Genomic DNA, 21842 nt, shown 5'->3' with positions numbered 1-21842 from the left:
ATTGCTGGTCGCCCGCTCAGCGGGCCGCCGCCCGTTGCTCGAGCGAACGTGCGTATTGCGTCAGCGGAAAGCACATGACGAAGAAGATCAGCGCTACCAGCCCATAGACTTTGAACGGTTCGAAGGTCGCATTGTTGATCGCGTTGGATGTCCTCACCAGCTCCTCGAAACCGATGATCGAGGTCAGCGCGGTCGACTTGATCAGCTGCACCAGGAAGCCGACGGTCGGTGCGCGGGTGATCGAAAACGCCTGCGGCAGGATGATCAGCCGGAGTTCATGCAGATAGTGCAGGCCGAGGCTGGCGCCGGCGTCCCACTGGCCGCGCGGCAGCGCATCGACGCCGCCGCGCCAGATCTCGGCGAGATAGGCGCTGGCGAAGAAGGTCAGGCCAAGCACCGCCGCGGTCCACGGCTCGATGCGCAGGCCCAGCATCGGCAAGCCGAAGAACATCAGGAAGAGCTGCATCAGCAGCGGCGTGCCCTGGAAAAGCGCGATGTAGCCGGAGGCAAACCGGCGCGCCCATTTATTCTTGGCGATCCGGAAGAACAGCACGATCATGCCGACCACGGCCCCGCCGACAAACGCGGCCAGCGACAAGAGCACCGTCCAGCGCGCCGCCAGCAGCAGGTTGCGCAGAATGTCCCAGAAGGTGAATTCGATCATGACACGCCGGCTCCGAGAAGCCGGCGGCCGCCGCCGACCAGCAGCCGGCGCAGCCCAATCGACAGGGCGAGGTAGACCATCGTCACCACGAAATAGGTCTCGAAAGCCCGGAAGGTGCGCGCCTGCAGCATGTCGGCTTCATAGGTCAGCTCGCGAACGGCGATCTGCGATACCACGGCGGATTCCAGCATCATGATGACGATCTGGCTGGTCAGCGCCGGATAGATCACCTTGAGCGCCTGCGGCAGCACGATCTTGATGAAGACCTGGCGCGGCCTGAGCCCAAGCGCCAGTGCCGCTTCCGTCTGCCCGGGCGGCACCGCGTCGAGCCCGGCGCCAACGATCTCGATCGTGTAGGCGGCCATGTTGAGCGTCATCGCCAACATGGCTGCCAGCACCGGATCGAGCCTGACGCCGATGCTGGGCAGCCCGAAGAAGATGAAGAACAGTTGCACCAGGAACGGCGTGTTGCGGATCATCACGACATAGACGCCGATCGCCCGCTTGAGCAGCAGCGGACCGTTCCGCCGCCCTGCCGCGCCGAGGATGCTGAGCAACGTTCCCGCCAGCGTGGTGACAGTGATCAGCAGGATCGTCGTGGCCGCGCCGCGCGCGATCGCCCCTGTTGCCCCGGCAAGCCAGCCGAAGTCGAGGCTATAGGGCACTGGCCGTCAATCCTTGAGATTGGCGGGATCGAGCGGTGTCTTCAGCCAGGCCTTCGAGCTGTCGTCCAGTTTGCCGTCGGCCAGCATCTTGGCGACCGCATCGTTGACCGCTTGCTTGAGGCGGTCTTCCTTCTTGTTGAGGCCGATATGCGAGGGCGAGGTGAGAAGCTGGAATTTCTGCTCTGGCTTCAGTTCCTCCTGCCGGGCGAGCACCTGGGCGCCGACATCGTTGCCGACCACCATCAGTTGGGTCTGGCCCGAGATGAACGCCTGGATGACGGAATTATAGTTGTCGAAACGGCGGATGTCGGCCGAGGCGGGTGCCGCCTCGGTCAGCGAGGTGTCCTCCAGCGTGCCGCGATTGACGGCGATCGACTTGTCGGCAAGGTCTTCCTTGCCTTTGACCGAGAGTGCTGCCGGGCCGATGACGGCGATGTAGTAGGGTGCGTAGGCGGCGGCGAAATCGATTACCTGCTCTCGCTCCTTGGAGTAGCCGACGCTCATCAGCAGGTCGACGCGCTTGTCGGTCAGGTACGGAATGCGGTTCTGGCCGGTCACGCTGACCAGATTGAGCTTGACCTTGAGCTGGTCGGCGATGGATTGCGCCACGTCGATGTCGTAGCCCTTGATGCTCATGTCGGCGCTGGCAGAGGAGAAGGGCGGGAAGTCGGAAAAGATGCCGACATTGATGGCGCCGGCCTTGGCGATGTCGTCGATCGCGTCGGCATTGGCGGCCTGGGTGGTGAAAGCAAGACCGGTCGCGCCGAGCATCAGCACGGCGGCGATGGACGATTTGAGTTTCATGTGAAGTGTCATTGTCATTCCCCTTCTGGAAGCTTGTTTGTTTGAGTGCAACCGCCGGCTCCAGCGCGGCGGTCGCCTTTGAATTCTCTGGTGGACCATGATCTTCTCCGAAAACCGGTTCCCACTTTCGGGATCATGGTCGAGCGTGTCAGGCCGCCTTGCCGGTGATTGCCGGGCTGAAGACCATCAGGCTGAGGATCTCGAACAGCACCTGCGCGCCGGCGTGCGCCGTGTTGGTGGTCGCGTCGTACTGCGGTGCCACCTCGACGACGTCGCCGCCGACGATGTTGAGTCCCTTCAGGCCGCGCAGCAGCTCGAGCACTTCGCGCGTCGTCAGCCCGCCGACCTCCGGCGTGCCGGTGCCCGGTGCGAAGGCCGGATCGATGCTGTCAATGTCGAAGGAGACATAGGTCGGGCCGTCGCCGACTATCCTGCGCGCTTTCTCGATAATGGCGGGAATGCCGAGGCCGGTCACCTCTTCGGCATGCACGACGGTCATGCCGGACTCATAGGTGAACTCCCACAGATACTCGGCCGAGCCGCGAATGCCGATCTGGATGGTGCGGCTCGGGTCAAGCACGCCGTCCAGCACCGCGTTGCGGAACGGCCCGCCATGGTGGAACTTGGTCATGTCGAACAGGCCGCTGGTATCGCAGTGCGCGTCGATATGGATCATGCCCACCGGCGCCCTCTTGCCGACAGCCTTCAGGATCGGGTGGCTGATCGAATGGTCGCCGCCGACAGACAAGGGCAGGACGCCGGCATCGACGATCTGGTTGGCGCGGCGTTCGATGTCGTCATGGCTGGTCTCCAGCCGGTAGCGGCTCTGGAACGGCACGTCGCCGATGTCGGCGACCTTCAGCTCATGCGTCGGTGCGCATTCCAGCACATGATTGTAGGGGCCGATGCGCTCGATGGCGCGCAGTGCCCTTGGCCCGAAACGGGCGCCCGGCCGGTTGGTGACGCCCAGATCCATCGGCACACCGATCATCGCCACCTGCAGATCGCCGAAATCCGGATTGTCGGCGGCGATTTCACGATAGGGCGCCGCGAGGAAGGTCGGGATGCCGGAATAGGGCGCCAGTCGCGTGCCGGTCTTGGAGAAGATCTTGTCGGCGACACGCTGGAATTTCGGGTCGAACATTTCGCCGCCATGGCTCTCGCCGTATTTGCGGCGCAACACTTCGAGCTTGCCGCGGTCGTAACCCATGTCGGTCCTCCATGGCTGGTGCGGCGCGCGGGCGGCGGCCTCGATAGCCGCAGCCGCCGGCTGCCTGCAGATTTCACGTCTTGATGCAATGCCTGGGCAAAGTGTCCCGTAGCTGCATTGAAAAATCAATTGATATTGTTAGGGTGTTATCTGTGAGAAAATCTCACAGAGCCTAGGGTCCAAATGGCCAAGCGTTTGCCACCGCTCAACCCGCTGCGCGCCTTTGAGGCGACGGCGCGCCACGCCTCGCTGAGCAAGGCGGCGGCTGAGCTCAACGTCACCCACGGCGCCATCAGCCATCAGATCAAGGCGCTCGAGCAATCGTTGGGTGTCAAGCTGTTCGAGCGTGCCGGTCAGCGGGTGAAGCTGACGCCGCACGGCGCCGAGTTGCTGCCGGCGGTGTCGACCGCCTTCGACGGCATTGCCGCCGCCACGCAGCGCATGACGAGACCGGCCAGCACCGGCGTTCTCTCTGTATCCTGCGTGCCGGCGCTACTGTTGCTGTGGATGATCCCGCGGCTGGGCAGCTTCACCTCGCAATATCCGGATATCAGGCTGACGCTGATCCCATCCAATGATGCCAAGGACGTCCGCGCACCGCACATCGATGTCTGCGTGCACTATGGTGACGGCAGCTGGACCGACTGCTGGATGCGCAAATGGTCGGGCCTCGAACTGTTCCCGGTGGTCAGCCCGACGCTGATCAACAACCGCCCGATCCGCACCGTCCGCGACCTCGCCGATCACGTCTTCCTGCATGGCGACGACGGCCGCGAATGGCATACCTGGCTGGCCGCCGCCGACGCGCTGGACCTCGAGCGCGGCCGTCGCCATCATCTCGGCGATGCGCGGATGGCGACCGAGGCCGCGGTTCACGGCCATGGCGTGGCGCTCGGCGATACGGTGACGGCAAGCGGACTGCTCGCCAGGGGCCTGCTTGTCGCCCCGTTCAGTCTTTCCGTGCCGGCCGTCGACGATTTCTACGTCGTCTGCCGCAACGAGATGCGGTCGGCGCCGATCGTGCAATTGTTCATCGACTGGCTGTTTGCCGAGAAAGAACAGGCCGACCGCCGCGCTGACGCACCGGTGGCAGGCCGCATCGGCATTCGCCGCAAGCGTCCGGCGCTCAAGGTGGTCGGCGCCAAGACCGCATCCTGAGGCCGAAACTGCCGTAGGCGCCGCTTGCAGCAGGGGCTTCTTTTTGTCGGGCCAGCCCGCAAAGCGGGAGGCGCGTTCAAAAATTCGATGCTAAGAGGCATTTGGAGCAATTCCAGGAAAAGTGCGCAGCGGTTTTCCGTCCGGAATTGCGCTAGACAAAAGCTAGAGCGAGCAACGAAGGCGCATTAAGCGATGGCAAAGACCGATATAGCGCGGCGCGTCTACAATCACACCTGGAAGCTCGACCCGATCGTCCGCAGCTTGCTCGACACCGATTTCTACAAGCTTCTGATGCTGCAGATGATCTGGGGCATGTATCCCAAGGTCGACGCCACCTTCTCGCTGATCAACCGCACCACCTCGGTCCGCCTTGCCGAGGAGATCGATGAGACGGAGCTGCGCGAGCAGCTCGACCATGCCCGCACCTTGCGCTTCTCTAAGAAAGAGATGATCTGGCTCGGCGGCAACACCTTCTATGGCCGCAAGCAGATATTCGAACCGGAATTCCTCGCCTGGCTGGAAAATTTCCGGCTGCCCGAATACGAGCTTTCCAAGCGCGACGGCCAATACGAACTCGCCTTCAGCGGTCCGTGGATGTACACGACGCTGTGGGAGATCCCGGCGCTGGCAATTATCAATGAACTTCGATCTCGCGCGGCCATGCGGGCGTTCGGGCCGTTCGCGCTCGACGTGCTCTATGCCCGCGCCAAGGCCAAGATGTGGGCCAAGACCGAGCGGCTGAAGGCGCTGCCCGGCATCCGCATCTCGGATTTCGGCACCCGCCGCCGTCATTCTTTCCTGTGGCAGCGCTGGTGCGTCGAAGCGTTGAAGGAGGGCATCGGCGAGGCCTTCACTGGCACCTCCAACGTGCTGCTCGCCATGGACAACGATCTCGAGGCGCTCGGCACCAACGCGCATGAGCTGCCGATGGTGTTCGCCGCGCTCACCAATTCGGAAAAGGAATTGAAACGGTCGCCCTACAACGTGCTGCAGGACTGGCAGCGCTACTACGGCGGCAACCTGCTGATCGTACTGCCGGACACCTTCGGCACCGCGGCGTTCCTGCGCGATGCACCGGACTGGGTCGCCGACTGGACCGGCTTCCGCCCCGACAGCGCGCCGCCGATCGAAGGCGGCGAGAAAATCATTTCCTGGTGGCGCGAAAAGGGCAAGGACCCCAAGCAGAAGCTGCTCATCTTCTCGGATGGGCTGGAGGTCGAGACCATCGAGGAAACCTATCGCCATTTCCGCGGCAAGGTGCGCATGTCCTTCGGCTGGGGCACCAACCTGACCAACGATTTCGAGGGCTGCGCGCCGACCGAGACCAACCGGCTAGACGCCATCTCGCTGGTCTGCAAGGTCACCGAAGCCAACGGCAGGCCGGCGGTCAAGCTTTCCGACAATCCGGCCAAGTCGACAGGCGACGAGAAAGAGATCGAGCGCTATTTGCGCATCTTCGGCCAGAAGGACCGCGTGGAGCAGTTGGTGAAGGTGTGAAGTAGGGGAACTCTTGCGTAGTATGAGTTCCTTCGCGCCCCCCTCTGTCCTGCCGGACATCTCCCCCGCGAGGGGGGAGATCGCGCCCTCATTGCTGCTTTCGCCAATTGCTGAAGTTGCAGAAGGAGAGCCGACGGCGCAACCGCCGATCTCCCCGCTTGAGATGTCCGGCAGGACAGAGGGGGGCGCTGTAGAGCGCTGCATTTCGGCAATCAGGCCCTTTCCCGGCCTCGTCGCTTCCTTGGCATTCCCATCCACGCCCGCCTTCGCCCACGCCTCCGACCGCGGCCATGTCCTGCTGCTTCCCACCGGCTACTACGTCGTCGGTGGCGCGCTCGCGGTTGCCGCCAGCTTCCTTGTCCTGGCTCTACTGCCGCCGGACTCCCTCGACCGCTTCTGGCGCAAACGCCTGCCGCTTTTTACCTTCGGCGACGGCGCGCGGACTGCCGTCAGCCTGGTATCCTTTGCCGGCTTTGCAATTCTGATTGCCGCCGGCCTGTTCGGCAGCCGCGATCCGCTTTCCAATCCGCTGCCGCTGACCGTGTGGACGCTGCTCTGGGTTGGCCTGGCTCTGTTGCAGGGGCTCGCCGGCGATCTCTGGTCGTGGCTCAACCCCTGGTACGGGCCATGCCGCGTCGCCTCGCGCCTGTCCGGCAGAACGCAGCCGAATCTGCTCCCCCAACGGCTCGGCTATTGGCCGGCTTTCCTGCTGTTCTTCGCCTTCGCCTGGTTCGAGCTGATCGACCCTGCGCCCGACGATCCGGCGCGGCTGGCCTGGGCCGCCGGCGCCTATTGGCTGCTGACCTTTGCCGCTATGCAGGTCGTCGGATACCGCGACTGGAGCCTGCGCGGTGAGTTCCTGACGGTGTTCTTTTCCATGGTAGCGCACTTCGCCATCATCGAGCGCAACGAAGGCGGCCGGCTCAAACTCTGCTGGCCGGGTGCCAAGCTGCTCGGTGGCGCGCCGCTACCGCTCAGCGGCGTCGCTTTCCTGCTGCTTGCGCTGTCGTCTGTGTCCTTCGACGGCCTGTCGAAAACCTTCTTCTGGCTAGGCTGGTTCGGCATCAATCCGCTGGAGTTTCCTGGACGCACCGCTTTGATCGGCATCGGCAGTTTCGGTCTTGTGCTGAGCTTTGCCGTGCTTGCGGCCGTGTTCGCGCTAGCCGTCTTTCTTGGCCAGCACCTTGCCGGCAGCAACCATTCGCTCGGTCACGCCGCCGGGCTTTTGGCCTGGTCGATCGTACCGATCGCGCTCGCCTACCACTTCGCGCATTATCTGACGGCGCTGCTGGTCGACGACCAATATGCGATTGCCGCTCTCTCAGACCCGTTTGCGCTTGGCTGGAACCTGTTCGGTACCGCAGACATGTCAATTCAAGCCGGCGTTGTCGCCGGCGCCGGCTCGGCGTGGTGGCTGTGGAACCTCCAGGCCGGCGTCATCATTGGCGGCCACATGCTTGCTGTGCTTGTCGCCCATGGCTTGGCCTGGCGGCTGCACGCCATTCCGGCTCGCGCCGCGCTCAGCCAGTTCCCGCTCACCGTGCTGATGATCGCCTACACCGTCCTCGGCCTATGGCTGCTTGCGACGCCGAGCGCCGGATGAACGAGGTGTGCGATGGCCGTCAATCGAACCTTGGGGAAAGCTCGCTTGCCACGTCAGAGCTTTGGTGATTTAGTTTGTACACATGCAATTTTCGCCCCTCTTAACAAGAGTGGCCTGCCTGCTACAGCCATTGGTCAAAGCTCAAAAACAAGGGGAACTGCCGTGACTGACAAGAATGGGTTTTTCGATCTCTCCAGATCCGCTCTCACCCGCCGCACGGCGCTGAAGGGCCTTGCCGCCGGCGCCGGTCTTGCCGTCGCGCCGGGTTTCGTGCGTTACAGCCAGGCGCAGAACTCGGCGCCGATCAAGATCGGCTTCCAGTCGCACCGCACCGGCATCGGCGCCGCCTATGGCCGCTGGTACGAGAAGACCACAGCGGCTGCCGTCAAGGCGATCAACGATGCCGGCGGCATCAACGGCCGACCCGTCGAGGTGATCATTGAGGATGACGGCACCGATCCCGGCCGGGGAGCCGAAGTCGTCGGCAAGTTCGCCTCTCAGCACAAGACCGATATCGTCTACGGCACGCTGTTTTCGCATGTCGTCATCGGCTCGGCGCCGGCCGCCGGCGAGGCCAAGATGCCCTATTTCGTTGTCAGCGAAGGCCACCACGTCGCCTCGACCAAGTTGAACCGCTACGTCTTCCAGCCCGGCATCACCGATGTGAAGAGCCAGATCCAGTCGATGGCGCCGTGGATTACCGCCAATGCCGGCAAGAAGGTGACGCAGATATTCCCCGATTTCGCTTTCGGCTACGACCATCGCGACTACCTGCCGCCGGCCCTGAAGGCGCAAGGCGCCGAGGTCATTGCGCAGATCGCGATTCCGCCGACGGAATCCTCCTTCACCAAATATTTCCCGCAGATCCCCGCAGAGACCGAGGTGATCTACCACGTCATGGTCGGCCCGGCGGTGCTCACCTTCGTCAAGGAGCTCGGCGAGTTCTACGGCTCCAATCGGCCGCAATTGTTCGGCTTCATCGATTCGCTCGAAGCCACCGACATCAACAGCCCCGGCCTCGAATTCCTCGACGGCAGCCATTTCTGGGAAGGCTCGCCGCGTTATGCGCAGCCCGATGACTCCCCTGCGCAGAAAGCCTACCGCGCCGCCGTCGGCATCGACGACAATGGTGCCGCCGTCGGCGACCCCAAGGACGTCTCCACCGCCGCGCACATGTTCGGCTGCTGGGAAACGCTCTACGTCGTCAAGAAGGCGATGGAGGATGCCGGCTACAAGGGCCCGGAAGACCGCGCCAAGCTGGTCGAGGCGACCGAGGCGTTGGCCGAGTTCGCCGAGGGGCCGGAGCACCCGCAAGGGCCGAAAACCTTCAACGGCAAGATCCACCAGTGCTTTGGCATCCAGAACATCTCCAAGGTTGAAGGCGGCCGGCTGAATGTCGTCCACAAGACCAAGATCGAGGACGGCCTCTACGAGCCTGAGGGGGATTACACGACGCAGACGCTGTGAGCTTGGCTGCTGCAGCAAGCGTGAGCGCCAAGATACCCCCCTCTGGCCAGAGGGGGGTGCTTCGCGCATCCGCCGGTGCTTAGCCGATGCACTTCGGACCTCACCTGCTCCTCGCCGCTCTCGAAGGCCTCGTCACCTCCGCCGTGCTGGCGCTGACGGCGCTTGGGCTGTCGCTGGTGTTCGGCGTCATGCGCGTCGTCAATGTCGCGCATGGCGAGTTCTTCATGCTGGGCGCGGTGCTTGCCTGGGCGATCTCAACGGCGATATCCGGCCATCCGGCGCTCGGCTTCCTGGCCGCCCTGGTGCTGGCGCCGCTGATCGTCGGCCTGATCGCGCTGCTCGCCGAACGGCTGGTGCTGCGCCGGCTCAACTACAATCCGGAAGCCACCATCGTCGCCACCATCGGCATGCTCTACATCATCCAGCAACTGGCACTGACCTTCTACGGCCCGGAGGCGCGGCCGGTTCAGCCGCCGTTCAGCTACCGCATCCTCCTGCCGTGGTTCGGCTATTCCGGCTACAAGCTGTCGATCATCGCCGCGTCGGCGCTGCTGCTGGTCGCGACCTGGCTGGTGCTGACGCGCACGAAAATCGGCCTCGTCATGCGCGCCACGCAATATGACAGCGAGACGGCGCAGGCCTTCGGCATCCCGGTGACCAGAGTCTATGCCGGTGTTTTCGCGCTCGGCGCCATGCTGGCTGCTGTCGCCGCGGTGCTGATCGTGCCGATCAGCCAGGCCCACTATCTGATGGGACAGGACCCGCTGTTGCTGTCGTTCATCGTCGTCATCATCGGCGGCCTCGGCTCGCTGCGCGGCACGGTCGTCGCCGCGGTGCTGATCGGCCTTTCCGACGGCATCATCTCGGTGTTCTTCTCACCGACGCTGGCCAAGATCATCGCCACCTTGCTCGTCGCCATGGTGCTGGTGTTCCGGCCGCAGGGCCTGTTCGGGACGACATCGCGATGAAGGATGCTTCGCCGGCAAAGCCATATGCGCTGCACCTCGGCGTCATCGCCCTGCTTTTCGGGCTTAGCTTCGTCCTGCCGGAATACCATCACGGCCTGCTCGCCCGCATCATGGTGCTGGCGGTCTTCGCCATGGGCTACAATCTGCTGTTCGGCTATGTCGGGCTGCTCAGCCTCGGCCATGCCATGTTCTTTTCAGCCGGGCTCTATGGCGCCGGCCTTGCCGTCATCCATCTCGGCTGGAGCGTGCCGGCCGCCTTCGCAGCCGGGCTTGCCTGCGGCGCGCTTCTCGCGCTGGTGATCGGGCTGCTGGCGCTGCGCACCTCCGGCGTCGCCTTCATGATCGTCACCATGATGTTCGCTCAGGTATTCTATCTCGTCATTCTTTATTTCGCTGCCTGGACCGGTGGCGACCAGGGCATGGTCGTGCCGCAGCCGATGCGTGTCCTTGTCCTGGGCAGCACGTCGCTCGACCTCACCAACCCGACCGTGCGCTATATGACCGCGCTGGCACTGTTCTCGATTGTGCTGCTCATAAGCCTGGCGATAGTCCGCTCCGGCTACGGTCGCGTGCTGGTCGCCATCCGCGAGAACGAGGAGCGGACCAAGATGCTCGGCTACGACACGTTCTCCAGCAAGCTTGCCGCCGTCGTCATCTCCGGCAGCATCTGCGCGGCCTCCGGCGCGGCCTATGCGCTGCTGTTCGGCTATGTCGGCTCGAGCTTCGCTTCGGTGCAATATTCCATCCTGCCGCTGCTCTGGGTGCTGCTGGGCGGCGCCGCCACCACGCTCGGTCCGCTGATCGGCACGCTGTTCATGTATTATGTCATCGACGTCGCCAGCGGCTACACCTCGGCCTATCTGCTGATCGTCGGCATAGCGCTCATCCTGCTGGTGCTGTTCTTCCCGAGAGGCATTCTCGGCAGCATCCGCCAGCGCTGGCTCGGGTGGTTGCCATGATGCCGCTGCTCACCACCAAAGGCCTGTCGCGCAGTTTCGGCGGCTTGCGTGCCGTCGACGGCGTCGACTTCGCGCTGATACCGGGCGAGATTCGCGCCATCATCGGCCCCAACGGTGCCGGCAAGACCACCTTCGTCAGCCTGGTCAGCGGCCGCATCCAGCCCTCGTCGGGCATGATCGTCTTCGACGGCGCGGACATCACCAGCCTGCCTGCCTACGCCCGGGTTCGCCTCGGCATCGCCTATACGTTCCAGATCACCAGCGTCTTTGCCAATCTCAGCGCCTACGACAATGTTGCCCTGCCGGTGCAGCGCACGCTGACCGACGGCCGCTCGAAGGGCGCGGTTCACACCGGCGTCATGGCGGCGCTCGAGCGCACCGGCCTTGCCGACCGGGCGCAAATGCCTGCCGGGCAATTGTCCTACGGTCACCAGCGGTTGCTGGAAGTGGCAATGGGACTGGCACTGAAGCCGCGGCTGCTGATCCTCGACGAACCGACGCAAGGGCTTGCCGACAGCGAGATCGACAATTTCATCGAGCTGGTGCGCGCGATCGCCGATAGCGCCACCGTGCTTTTGATCGAGCACAACATGCCGGTGGTCATGCGGCTCGCCGACCGCATCACCGTCTTCAACGCCGGCAGGATTTTGGCTGAAGGCACGCCCGAGCAGATCCGCGCCAATGCCGCGGTGCAGGACGCCTATCTGGGGACGACCCATGGCTGAGGCCCAGTCCAAGGCACTGACGATCTCCGGGGTCGACTGCTTCTATGGCGAGGTCCAGGTGCTCTATGGCCTCGATCTTGTCTTGAACGAGGGCGAAGTGCTCTGCCTGTTCGGCCGCAACGGCGCCGGCAAGACGACGACGCTGAAGGCAATCATGGGTCTGGTGCCGGTAAGCTCCGGGTCGATTCGGCTCGAAGGGCGGGAATTGAGCGGCTTGCCGGCGCACGAGGTGCCCAAGGCCGGCGTCGCCTACGTGCCGCAGGGCCGGCGGCTGTTCGCCGAGATGACGGTGGCGGAAAACATCGAGATCGGCCTGATGGCCCGCAACAAGGGCAAGGCGACGCGCGAGAACGTGCTCGATCTCTTCCCGCTGTTGCGCCAGCGCCTCAGGCAGCGTTCGGGCACGCTGTCCGGCGGCGAGCAGCAGATGCTGGCCATGGCCCGCGCCCTGTGTCTGGAACCGCAGGTGCTCCTGCTCGACGAACCGACCGAAGGGCTGATGCCGTCGATGATCGCCAAGATCCGCGAAACCGTGTCGAAGCTGCGTGCGCTTGGCGTGTCGACAATTCTTGTCGAGCAGCGCGTCGATGCCGTGCTGTCGGTCGCAGACCGCGTTTGTTTCATCGAAAACGGCCGCAACCGCGAGACGGTCGATGTCGAGGAACTGCGCTCCGATCCCTCCGCGGTCCGTCGCTATGTCGGCGTAGGATGATCAGGCAAAGAACAGCAAGCCGGCAAGCAGGAATGTCGGGATCAGCACCGCGCCCGACCATGCCATATAGCCAAAGAAGCTCGGCATCTTGATGCCGCGATGCCTGGCAATGGCATAGACCATGAAATTCGGCGCATTGCCGACATAGGTGTTGGCGCCCATGAACACCGCGCCTGCCGAGATCGCCGCCAGCGTCGAGGCGAGCTCGGTCATCAGATGCTGCGCATCGCCGCCAGCCAGCTCGAAGAACACCAGATAGGTCGGCGCATTGTCGAGGAAGGACGACAGCGCTCCGGTCAGCCAGAAATAGGCAAGGTTGTCCGGCGCGCCGGTCGGCGAACTGACCAGCAGCACCAACGGCGCCAGCGCGCCATCGAGCCCGGCCCGCAAGATGGCGACGACCGGCACGATGCAGATGAAGATGCTGGCGAACAGCTTCGCCACCTCGGCAATCGGCCCCCAGTTGAAGGCGTTTGCGCCGCGAAACTCCTTCGGCGAGACGACAAGCGAAGTGAAGGCCAGTATCAGGATGGCGGCGTCGCGCACCAGATTCTGCAGCTCGAGGCTGACGCCCTGAAAAGAGAAACTCACTCCCGGCTTCCAGGCAGCGGAAATCAGGATCGCGGCGATTACGCCGGCCAGCAGCGGGATGTTGGCCAGGCCGCGAATGCGCACCTTGCTGTCGGGCGTCGGATCCTTGATCTTCGGCGCGCCTTCCTCCCGGCGATGCATGATGATGTCGATCGCCAGGAAAACAGCCAGCACCACGCCGGCGACGAACAGCGTCTCGGGCAGCAGGTGAACTGTCGTCCAGAAGAAATCGACGCCGCGCAGAAAGCCGACGAACAGCGGCGGATCGCCCAGCGGCGTTAGCGACCCGCCGATGTTGGACACCAGGAAGATGAAAAAGATGACGACATGGGCGTTGAAGCGCCGGTTGTCGTTGGCGCGGATGAGCGGCCGGATCAGGATCATCGAGGCGCCGGTTGTGCCAATGATCGAGGCAAGCAGCGCCCCTCCCAGCAACAGCCCGGCATTGACCAGCGGCGTGCCGTGTATGTTGCCGGCAACGAAGATACCGCCCGAAATGGTGAACAGCGCAAACAGCAGGATGATGAACGACATGTATTCGGTGAGCAGCGCATGCAGCACTGCCTGCGTGGCGGACGGGATGCCGAAGGCGATGGCCAGCGGCCCGATCACCAACGCTGCCCAGAAGGCAGCGATCTTGCCGTAATGGTGCTCCCAAGCATGATGGAACAGCAGCGGGCCGGTCGCGATGCAAAGCAATAGCCCGGCAAACGGCAGCACCCACCAAAGCGACATGGCGGCGCCCGGCAATTCGTGCGCTTCGGCCGCGAGAACCGCATTCGGAGAAAAGATTGCTGCAATAAGTGCAGCACTTGCCGTCAACGCCGCAAACCGCATGAAGCCCCTCAAAAGTCTGTCAGGTTCGGCTGGATGACGTTCAAATCAGTGTCACGCCGGCATCGCGCATCCGGCCCAGCATCCTCTCCACGGAGCCGTTGAGATCGATGCCGCGGCAGGCGTCGAGCCGCACGGACGTCTCAAAACCGAGCTTGACCGCGTCGAGCGCCGAAAAGGCGACGCAGAAATCCGTCGCCAGGCCGACCAGGGTCAGCGTCTCGATGTTCCGATCCCGGAGATAGCCGGCAAGGCCGGTCGGCGTCGTCCGGTCGTTCTCGAAGAATGCGGAATAGCTGTCGATCGCAGGACGGAACCCCTTGCGGATCACCAACTCGGCCTTGCTCCAGGCGAGGCCCGAATGGAAATCCGATCCCAGGCTGCCCTGGATGCAGTGATCCGGCCACAGCGTCTGGTGGCCATAAGGCACGTCGATCGTTTCGAACGGGTGCTTGCCGGGGTGGCTGGAGGCAAAGCTCGAATGGCCGGCAGGGTGCCAGTCCTGCGTCAGCAGGACGTGCTCGGTCCGCCGGATCAGGTCATTGACCAACGGCACGATTTCGTCGCCACCGGCCACTTCAAGGGCGCCACCCGGGCAGAAATCGTTCTGCAGGTCGATAACGACAAGCGCTTCGTCGGCCATGGAGCCTCCTTATTTTCTTGGTCTTGAGCTTAGGCTCCAATGAAAACGCGACCGGACGCAGAAACTTGACCAGATGGCCGGCTGCGTCAACCTCTCATGGCATAACAAATGCGTTCCGGGTGCACCGGGGCCAACAGCCGTGCAAACTCTGGCTTTGACAATTCCTGCCGGCTTGATATCATTTGCATACGAATGAATTTCCTGCCTTGAATGCTCGGGAAAATCTTTCGGCAGGATCCCCTCTCGGGAAGCCCATTCTGGGAAGGCAAAGCGTGATCCGTTACGCAAAACCCACCACGGTCGACGACGCCCTCGCTTTGCTGGGCGAAGGGCAATGGCGCATCCTCGCCGGCGGCACCGACTTCTATCCGGCACAGGGCAGCAAGCCTTTCCGCGACAATGTCCTCGATATCAATGGCCTGGTGGCATTGCGCGGCATTGCCGAAGCCGAAAACCATTGGCTCGTCGGCGCGCGCACCACCTGGACCGATCTCGTCCGCCATCCTCTGCCGGCGGCTTTCGACGCGCTGAAGCAGGCGGCGCGGGAAGTCGGCTCGGTGCAGATCCAGAACGTTGCCTCGATTGCCGGCAATCTCTGCAACGCCTCGCCGGCCGCCGACGGCGTGCCGGCGCTGCTGGTGCTCGATGCCGAAGTCGAACTGCGTTCCGCTGTGGCGACCCGGCATCTGCCCCTTGCAGAATTCATCCTCGGCAACCGTCGCACCGCACTGCAGCCCGGCGAAATGGTCACGGGAATCCGCATTCCCAAACCCGCGACCGCCGGCAGCTCCGCCTTCGTGAAACTCGGCGCGCGGCGTTATCTCGTCATCTCCATCGCCATGGCCGCCGCACGCCTGGCCGTCGAAGATGGTATGGTCAGGAACGCGGCCGTCGCCGTCGGTTCCTGCTCGGTTGTCGCCAGGCGCCTGGCGGGTGTCGAGGCGGCGCTACGCGGCCGGCCCGTCGGCCACGCGCTGGCCACTGCGATCCAATCCGCACCGATGGACGAGCTGTCGCCGATCGGCGACGTGCGCGGCAGCGCCGAATATCGGCTGGACGCTGCGCGCGAGATCGTCGCCCGCGCCGTGCTTGGTGCGATGGGCGCTGTTCCCGACGAAAGGGCGGCGGCCTGATGGGCATGGAGCGCGCCGACATCGCCTTCGAAGTCAACGGCGCCGCCGTCAGCGTTTGTGTGCCGCCGGTGCGGCGGCTGTCCGCGGTGCTGCGCGACGAGTTGCGGCTGACCGGCACCAAGATCGGCTGTGATGCCGGCGATTGCGGCGCCTGCACGGTGCTGGTCGACGGCGAGCCGGTCTGCGCCTGCTTGATGCCCGCGGCTTCCGCCTCCGGCACCGTGGTGACGACAGTCGAAGGCCTCGCCAATGGCCGGTTGTCGGCGCTGCAGGCTTCGTTCCTCAGCCATGGCGCAGCGCAATGCGGCGCCTGCACGCCCGGCCTGCTGGTCGCGGCAACGGCACTCCTGGACAGGACGCCTTGCCCGAGCGAGGCCGAAACGCAGGATGCACTGGGCGGCGTGCTCTGCCGCTGTACCGGCTACCGCAAGATCGTCACCGCGGTGATGGACGCTTGGCGCCACGCCGACGGCCTCGATCCGCGCATGCCATCCTCTGGCCATGCCGTCGGCTCCTCCCCGATCCGCGTAGATGGCCTGCCGAAAGTCACCGGCGACGAAAAATTCGGCGGTGATTCATTCCCGGCCGACGCGTTGTCGGTGCTGGTGGTCCGCTCGCCGCATTATCGTGCCGCTTTCACTTTTGGCGACCTCGGCAGTTGGGTGAAATCCCGTCCCGGCATTGCCGGCGTCTTCACCGCCGCCGACATTCCGGGAAAGAATTGTTTCGGCGTCATCGCGCCCTTCGCCGACCAGCCGGCGCTGGCCGAAGGGGTTTCGCGCTTTCGCGGTGAGGCGGTGGCGCTGGTTGCCGGCGAACGCGAGGCTATCCTCGATCTCGACCTTGCCGATTTTCCTGTCAGTTGGACCGAGTTGCCGCATTTTCTGGAAACTGGCGAAGCGCAGGCCGGCGGTGCGCAACTGGTCCATGAAAACCGGCCCTCGAACCTGCTCACCTCCGGCTTCGTCGAGCGTGGCGACCCCGAAGCCGCGCTCGCCGGTGCGGCTTTCGTCGTTTCCGGCGCCATCGACACTTCCTATGTCGAGCACGCCTATATTGAACCGGAAGCCGGCTATGCCTTCATGGACGGCGACACGCTGGTCGTCGTCGCCTGCACGCAGGCGCCCTATATGGACCGCGACGACACGGCAAAAGTGCTCGGCCTTGCCCCGGAACAGGTGCGCATCGTGCCGACCGCCACCGGCGGCGGCTTCGGCTCCAAGCTCGACGTCTCGCTGCAACCGCTCATCGGCCTCGTCGCCATGAAAACCGGCCGGCCGGCGGCGCTCGCCTACAGCCGCACCGAATCGATGATCTCGACCACCAAGCGCCATCCGGCTCTGATGAGAGCGAGCATCGGCGCCGATGCCGACGGCCGTGTCACCGGCATGGTCTTCGCCGGCGATTTCAACACCGGCGCCTATGCCAGCTGGGGGCCGACGGTCGCCAACCGCGTGCCGGTGCACGCCTCCGGCCCCTATGCGACGCCGAACTATCGCGCCGAAGGCCGCGCCATCCACACCAACGGCCCGATTGCCGGCGCCTTTCGCGGTTTCGGCGTGCCGCAGGCGACGATCATGCAGGAGACCCTCTATGACGACCTAGCCGACAAGCTCGGCATGGATCGGCTCGCCTTTCGCCTGAAGAACTGCCTTCGGAACGGATCCGAAACAGTCACCGGCCAGCGGCTCGAGTCGGGCGTCGGCATCGCCGACTGCCTCGAGGCCCTCCGTTCACATTGGCAGCGTGCCGTTCGCGATGCCGAAGCGTTCAATGCCGGTAGCAGCATCAAAAAACGCGGCGTCGGCATCGCTTCTTGCTGGTACGGCTGCGGCAACACCTCGCTGCCCAATCCGTCGACCATCAAGGTCGGCATCTCGGCATCGGGCGCAGTCGTCCTGCATCAGGGTGCGGTCGATATCGGGCAAGGCTCGAACACTGTCATCGCGCAGATCTGCGCCGATGCGTTGGGTCTTCCGCTCGAAAAATTCATGCTGAAAGGCGCCGACACGGCGATCACCCCCGACGCCGGCAAGACCTCGGCCTCGCGCCAGACCTTCGTCACCGGCAAGGCCGCCGAAAAGGCCGGCCGCGCCTTGCGCGAGGAGATCTTGCGTTTCGCCAATGTCTCGGAAAAGGCGGCGATTGCGCTGGACGGCACAAGCCTGAGCATCAGGGAAGGCGAAGCGACCCGCCGCGTCGATCTTTCCTCGCTGAAGGCAGACCCCGAAGGCTTTGTCTTTCGCGCCGAGGAAAGCTACGACCCGCCGACGCTGCCGCTCGATGCCAAGGGCCAGGGCAAGCCTTATGCCGTCTATGGCTATGGCGCGCAGATCGCCGAACTGGAGGTCGACCTCAGGCTCGGCACCGTGAAGCTTATAAAAATCACCGCCGCTCACGATGTCGGCAAGGCCATCAACCCTTTACTGGCAGAGGGCCAGATCGAGGGTGGCATCGCCCAGGGCATCGGCATGGCGCTGATGGAGGAATTCATCCCCGGGCGCACCGAAAACCTGCACGACTATCTGATCCCGACGATCGGCGACGTGCCACCGATCGAGACCATCCTGATAGAAGTTCCGGATCCGGAAGGACCCTTCGGCGCCAAGGGTTTGGGCGAGCATGTGCTGATCCCGACGGCGCCGGCGATCCTCAACGCCATCCGCCACGCCACCGGTGTGCTGGTCACCAAAATTCCGGCGACGCCGACCCGCATCCGCGCCGCCATCCTCGACAAGGAGGCGCGCCGATGAGCGAGCTTGCCGAACGCTTCGAGACCCACGATCCCGGCGAGAAGCTGGTGGCCGAGAAGATCCGCTGCGATGCCTGTCCAGTCATGTGCTACATCGCCGATGGCCGCACCGGCGCCTGCGATCGCTACGGCAATGTTGGCGGCAGGATCGTGCGGATGGATCCACTGACCATCCTCGACCACGCGGCCGAGACCGGCGCCGCAATCGTACCCTTTGCCGAAGAAGGCGAGGCATGGGACGGCGAACTGGTCAACACCGGCCGCCGCTTCGTCACCGCCATCGGCGCCGGCACCACCTATCCCGATTACAAGCCGGCGCCCTTCATCGTCAGCCAGGAGGTCGAGGGCGTCGATCTGGTCACCGTCGTCACCGAGGGCATCTTCTCCTATTGCGGCGTCAAGGTGAAGATCGACACCGACCGTCATATCGGCCCCGAAACGGCTACGGTCCGTGCCCAAGGCGAGGCGATCGGCCATGTCACGACCGGCGAATACGGCTCGCAGATGCTGTCGCTGGGCGGCGTACATCATCTGACCGGCGGCTCGAAGGCTGAAGGGCGCGCCACCTGCGACGCCATGCTCGCCCTGTGCAACCGCAAACCGGTTGAACTCGTCATCGACGGCGGCGCCACCGTCATCGTCGAAGCCGGCAAGCCGCCGGTCATCGACGGCAAGCTCGAGCAGCGCATGCGCGTCGGCTGCGGTTCGGCTACCATAGGCATGTTCGCGACCCAATGGCGCGGCCTTGTCGACGAGGTGGTGGTGGTCGATGACCACATCACCGGCGTCGTCTCCGAGCATCAGGCCGGCAAGGTGCTTGGCTGGCGGGATACCGGCATCAAGATCATCGGCCGCCGTTCGACGCCGGGCCGTTATTTCAAGGTGTCGGAGCCCGGCCTCGGCTGGGGCGGCACCAGCATTTCCGACCCGCTGTCGATCCTTGGTGAATGGAACGCCAAAAAGGGTGCGCGCCCCGGCATGTCGCTGCTGATGGTCTCGACCACCGGTGAGCAATTCGCCTATTATGAGCTCGACGACGAATTGAAGCCGGTCCAGAAACCGTTCCCGGAGCGGCTGCGGAAGTCGGTCGAACTGATCGAGGACAATTGCGAGCCGGCGCTCTGCACCGTGCTTTTCGTCGGCGGCGCCGGCGGCTCGCTGCGCGCCGGCGTCACCGAGAACCCGGTCAATCTGACCCGCTCGGTGCAGGGCTTGACGACCTACGTGACGGTCGGCGGCGCGCCGGTCTATGTCTGGCCGGGCGGCGGCATCACGCTGATGGTCGACGTCACCCGCGTCCCGGAAGGCGCCTTCGGCTATGTGCCGACGCCGGCGCTGGTGGCGCCGATCGAGTTCACCATGCGCCGCGACGATTATGTCAGACTTGGCGGCTACGAAGCCGAAATCCGCAGCGTCGACGATATCCTGGCCAAGGGCGGCGAATATCTCAATCCGCGCCGCGGCACGGCCGCACCCCGGGACAATCCCTGGCCGCCGCTGGCGCAGTTGCGTCGCGCGGCCGCAAACGGGGCCGGGCGATGAACGGCCCGCAGGCGCATTGGCTCGAGGACGGCCGGAGGCTTCACCTCAATCATGGGCCGATCGATCTGATCGTCGAGGCATTCGGCGAGGCGAGTGAATGCAGCGCCGCATATCGCCAGGCAGTGGCGCGCTTCCAGACAATCCTGGTTGAACTGGTCGAAGAGTTGCCCGAACTGCGGCGCCCGGCCGCCTCGCGGCCACGTGCTTTCGCTGGCCCGACGGCGCGCCGCATGGAAGCGGCGGTCGTTCCGCTAGCGAAACAATTCATCACGCCGATGGCGGCCGTCGCCGGCTCGGTAGCCGACGAAGTGCTTGGCGCGCTGCTTGCCGGCCGCCGGCTCGAGCGCGCCTATGTCAATAATGGCGGCGACAGCGCGATCTATCTCGGCCACGGGCAGTCGATGATGCTTGCCATTGCCGGGACAGGTCATGGGTTGGCAGATCGTCTCACGATCCGCCCCGAAGACGGGATCCGCGGTGTCGCGACAAGCGGCTGGCGCGGCCGCTCCTTTTCGCTGGGCATCGCCGACGCGGTCACGGTGCTGGCGCGAACGGGTGCTGAAGCCGATGCCGCCGCGACGTTGATCGCCAACGCCGTCGACCTGCCCGGTCATCCGGCCGTTAGGCGCGTACGGGCGCGCGATCTCGCACCTGACAGCGACCTCGGCGACCGTTTGGTGACGCAGGGCGTGGGGCTGCTTTCCGCCGCTGAAATCGCTATCGCGCTGGAAGGCGGATTTGCCGTTGCCGAGGAGTTTCGGCGGCGCGGCCTGATTGCCGCCGCGGCACTTTTCCTCGGCGGTCAGGCGCGCATCGCAGGTCCGATGGCGCTCGCCAATAAAGTTTTAGAGAGGGAAATTGCTCATGCCTGAGTTTCCGATCCGCAAGATCGCCGTGCTGACCGAAGAGATTTTTCACGAAGGCGGGCCGGTGGCGAAGGTGCCGCGGCGCCGCGCGGCGGCCATGGCTGTGGTCAAGAACCCGTTCGCCGGCCATTACGTCGAGGAACTGCAGAGCGCCATGGAGGATTTGAAGCCGCTCGGGCTGCTGCTCTCCGACAGGCTTGTTGCCGCATTGGGCGGCGACGTCAAACAGATCGACGGTTACGGCAAGGGCGCCATCGTCGGCATGGCGGGCGAGCTGGAGCATGGCGCGCTGTGGCATGTGCCGGGCGGCTATGCCATGCGCGAACGGCTCGGCGACGCCAAGGCGATCGTGCCCTCGGCAAAGAAGGTCGGCGGCTTCGGCGCGCGGCTCGATGTGCCGCTCGGCCACATCAACGCCGCCTATGTGCGCAGCCATTTCGATGCCATGGAAATCGGCATCAGCGATGGCCCCCGTCCCGACGAGATCCTGTTTTGCCTCGCCATGACCTGCGGCCCGCGCGTGCACGACCGCATGGGTGGGCTGGCGGCCAAGGAAATTAAGGCATGGGATGGGCTGCGGTGAGCGCCGAGGACAATCGGCTCAAGCTGGTCGAGGCCGAGGAGCCTGACGAAAACGACTATCGCTTGCAGGAGCAGGTCGGCTTCATCCTGCGCAAGGCGCATCAGCGCCATGTCTCGATCTTCGCCGCACACATCGCCGATCTGACGCCGCCGCAATTTGCCGCTTTGGCCAAATTGCGCGACGTCGGCGAGACCTCGCAGAACCAGCTTGGCAGCCTGATCGCCATGGATGCGGCGACCGTGAAGGGCGTCATCGACCGGCTGAGAGCGCGTGGCTTTGTCGAACTTAGCAAACACGAAGTCGACAAACGGCGCCTGCTGGTCAATCTGACCGCTGAGGGGCGCGACGCGATCGAGCGGCTGATCCCGCTTGCCCGTGAGATTACGCAGGAAACGCTGGCGCCGCTTTCTGCCAAGGAAGCGGCCATTTTCATGAAGCTGCTGGCCAAGCTGGCTTAATCTGCTGC

20 protein-coding genes are annotated in these 21842 nt (G+C 64.4%); 14 read left to right on the top strand and 6 right to left on the bottom strand.

Annotation, left to right across the window (positions count from 1 at the left end; all coding sequences use genetic code 11):
- Window positions 1-16: 16 nt before the first annotated feature.
- The 4 genes from NKH33_RS13875 to speB form a co-directional block, all read right to left on the bottom strand.
- Window positions 17-664 (bottom strand): amino acid ABC transporter permease, encoded by a 648-nt coding sequence (locus tag NKH33_RS13875; protein WP_352539924.1) that lies wholly within the window; start codon window positions 662-664, stop codon window positions 17-19.
- Window positions 661-1329 carry an amino acid ABC transporter permease gene (locus tag NKH33_RS13870; RefSeq protein WP_352920005.1) on the bottom strand — a complete coding sequence of 223 codons (669 nt, stop codon included), beginning with the start codon at window positions 1327-1329 and terminating at the stop codon, window positions 661-663. Before NKH33_RS13870 ends, NKH33_RS13875 begins: the two co-directional genes overlap by 4 nt.
- Before the next feature lie 6 nt (window positions 1330-1335).
- Window positions 1336-2145 carry a transporter substrate-binding domain-containing protein gene (locus NKH33_RS13865; RefSeq protein ID WP_352920002.1) on the bottom strand — a complete coding sequence of 270 codons (810 nt, stop codon included), beginning with the start codon at window positions 2143-2145 and terminating at the stop codon, window positions 1336-1338.
- Between the two features lie 136 nt (window positions 2146-2281).
- The gene (gene speB / locus NKH33_RS13860; RefSeq protein WP_352919999.1) at window positions 2282-3343 is read right to left on the bottom strand and encodes an agmatinase; all 1062 of its coding nucleotides are present in this window, start codon (window positions 3341-3343) and stop codon (window positions 2282-2284) included.
- Between the two features lie 183 nt (window positions 3344-3526).
- On the opposite strand from speB, the gene gcvA reads away from it, so the two are divergent.
- From gcvA to NKH33_RS13820, 8 genes are all read left to right on the top strand, one after another.
- Window positions 3527-4501 carry a transcriptional regulator GcvA gene (gcvA, locus tag NKH33_RS13855; RefSeq protein ID WP_023676980.1) on the top strand — a complete coding sequence of 325 codons (975 nt, stop codon included), beginning with the start codon at window positions 3527-3529 and terminating at the stop codon, window positions 4499-4501.
- A gap of 192 nt (window positions 4502-4693) precedes the next feature.
- Complete coding sequence (gene pncB, locus NKH33_RS13850) at window positions 4694-5998, top strand: nicotinate phosphoribosyltransferase (RefSeq protein WP_352472380.1); 1305 nt, start codon at window positions 4694-4696, stop codon at window positions 5996-5998.
- A gap of 163 nt (window positions 5999-6161) precedes the next feature.
- Window positions 6162-7601, top strand: a complete 1440-nt coding sequence (locus tag NKH33_RS13845; RefSeq protein ID WP_352919996.1) for a hypothetical protein — start codon at window positions 6162-6164, stop codon at window positions 7599-7601.
- 162 nt (window positions 7602-7763) lie between these two features.
- Window positions 7764-9068: an ABC transporter substrate-binding protein gene (locus NKH33_RS13840; RefSeq protein WP_352919993.1), complete on the top strand. Its 1305-nt coding sequence runs from the start codon at window positions 7764-7766 to the stop codon at window positions 9066-9068.
- An 86-nt stretch (window positions 9069-9154) separates the two neighbouring features.
- Complete coding sequence (locus NKH33_RS13835) at window positions 9155-10036, top strand: branched-chain amino acid ABC transporter permease (RefSeq protein WP_352819614.1); 882 nt, start codon at window positions 9155-9157, stop codon at window positions 10034-10036.
- Window positions 10033-10995 carry a branched-chain amino acid ABC transporter permease gene (locus NKH33_RS13830; protein WP_352919990.1) on the top strand — a complete coding sequence of 321 codons (963 nt, stop codon included), beginning with the start codon at window positions 10033-10035 and terminating at the stop codon, window positions 10993-10995. Before NKH33_RS13835 ends, NKH33_RS13830 begins: the two co-directional genes overlap by 4 nt.
- Window positions 10992-11720, top strand: coding sequence for an ABC transporter ATP-binding protein (locus NKH33_RS13825; RefSeq protein ID WP_352769443.1), 729 nt, complete (start codon window positions 10992-10994; stop codon window positions 11718-11720). The genes NKH33_RS13830 and NKH33_RS13825 overlap by 4 nt, the downstream gene beginning before the upstream one ends.
- Entirely contained in the window at window positions 11713-12432 is a 720-nt protein-coding gene (locus NKH33_RS13820) for an ABC transporter ATP-binding protein (protein WP_352472376.1), read from the top strand. The genes NKH33_RS13825 and NKH33_RS13820 overlap by 8 nt, the downstream gene beginning before the upstream one ends.
- Here the strand turns inward: NKH33_RS13820 and NKH33_RS13815 are convergent, their stop codons facing one another.
- Together NKH33_RS13815 and pncA are read right to left on the bottom strand one after the other, a co-directional pair.
- Window positions 12433-13860 carry a sodium:proton antiporter gene (locus NKH33_RS13815; RefSeq protein ID WP_352539931.1) on the bottom strand — a complete coding sequence of 476 codons (1428 nt, stop codon included), beginning with the start codon at window positions 13858-13860 and terminating at the stop codon, window positions 12433-12435.
- 40 nt (window positions 13861-13900) lie between these two features.
- Window positions 13901-14500, bottom strand: a complete 600-nt coding sequence (gene pncA / locus NKH33_RS13810) for a bifunctional nicotinamidase/pyrazinamidase (protein ID WP_023676971.1) — start codon at window positions 14498-14500, stop codon at window positions 13901-13903.
- Between the two features lie 272 nt (window positions 14501-14772).
- Between pncA and NKH33_RS13805 the strand changes: the two genes are divergently transcribed.
- Genes NKH33_RS13805 through NKH33_RS13780 form a run of 6 tightly spaced genes read left to right on the top strand, consistent with a single transcriptional unit; the run spans window position 14773 to window position 21834 of the window.
- On the top strand, window positions 14773-15633 hold the full coding sequence (locus tag NKH33_RS13805) for an FAD binding domain-containing protein (RefSeq protein ID WP_352919986.1): 861 nt from the start codon (window positions 14773-14775) through the stop codon (window positions 15631-15633).
- Window positions 15633-18386 (top strand): molybdopterin-dependent oxidoreductase, encoded by a 2754-nt coding sequence (locus tag NKH33_RS13800; RefSeq protein WP_352919984.1) that lies wholly within the window; start codon window positions 15633-15635, stop codon window positions 18384-18386. The genes NKH33_RS13805 and NKH33_RS13800 overlap by 1 nt, the downstream gene beginning before the upstream one ends.
- Window positions 18383-19927 (top strand): 6-hydroxynicotinate reductase, encoded by a 1545-nt coding sequence (locus NKH33_RS13795; protein WP_352919981.1) that lies wholly within the window; start codon window positions 18383-18385, stop codon window positions 19925-19927. The genes NKH33_RS13800 and NKH33_RS13795 overlap by 4 nt, the downstream gene beginning before the upstream one ends.
- Window positions 19924-20799 carry a UPF0280 family protein gene (locus tag NKH33_RS13790; protein ID WP_352919978.1) on the top strand — a complete coding sequence of 292 codons (876 nt, stop codon included), beginning with the start codon at window positions 19924-19926 and terminating at the stop codon, window positions 20797-20799. The genes NKH33_RS13795 and NKH33_RS13790 overlap by 4 nt, the downstream gene beginning before the upstream one ends.
- Entirely contained in the window at window positions 20792-21376 is a 585-nt protein-coding gene (locus NKH33_RS13785; protein WP_352506039.1) for an amino acid synthesis family protein, read from the top strand. The genes NKH33_RS13790 and NKH33_RS13785 overlap by 8 nt, the downstream gene beginning before the upstream one ends.
- Window positions 21373-21834: a MarR family winged helix-turn-helix transcriptional regulator gene (locus tag NKH33_RS13780; RefSeq protein WP_352506064.1), complete on the top strand. Its 462-nt coding sequence runs from the start codon at window positions 21373-21375 to the stop codon at window positions 21832-21834. Before NKH33_RS13785 ends, NKH33_RS13780 begins: the two co-directional genes overlap by 4 nt.
- Window positions 21835-21842: the final 8 nt, after the last annotated feature.

Origin of the sequence: Mesorhizobium sp. M1182 (genome assembly GCF_040318335.1) — a bacterium.
Lineage (GTDB): Bacteria > Pseudomonadota > Alphaproteobacteria > Rhizobiales > Rhizobiaceae > Mesorhizobium.
This window is presented reverse-complemented; position numbering and strand designations above follow the sequence as displayed.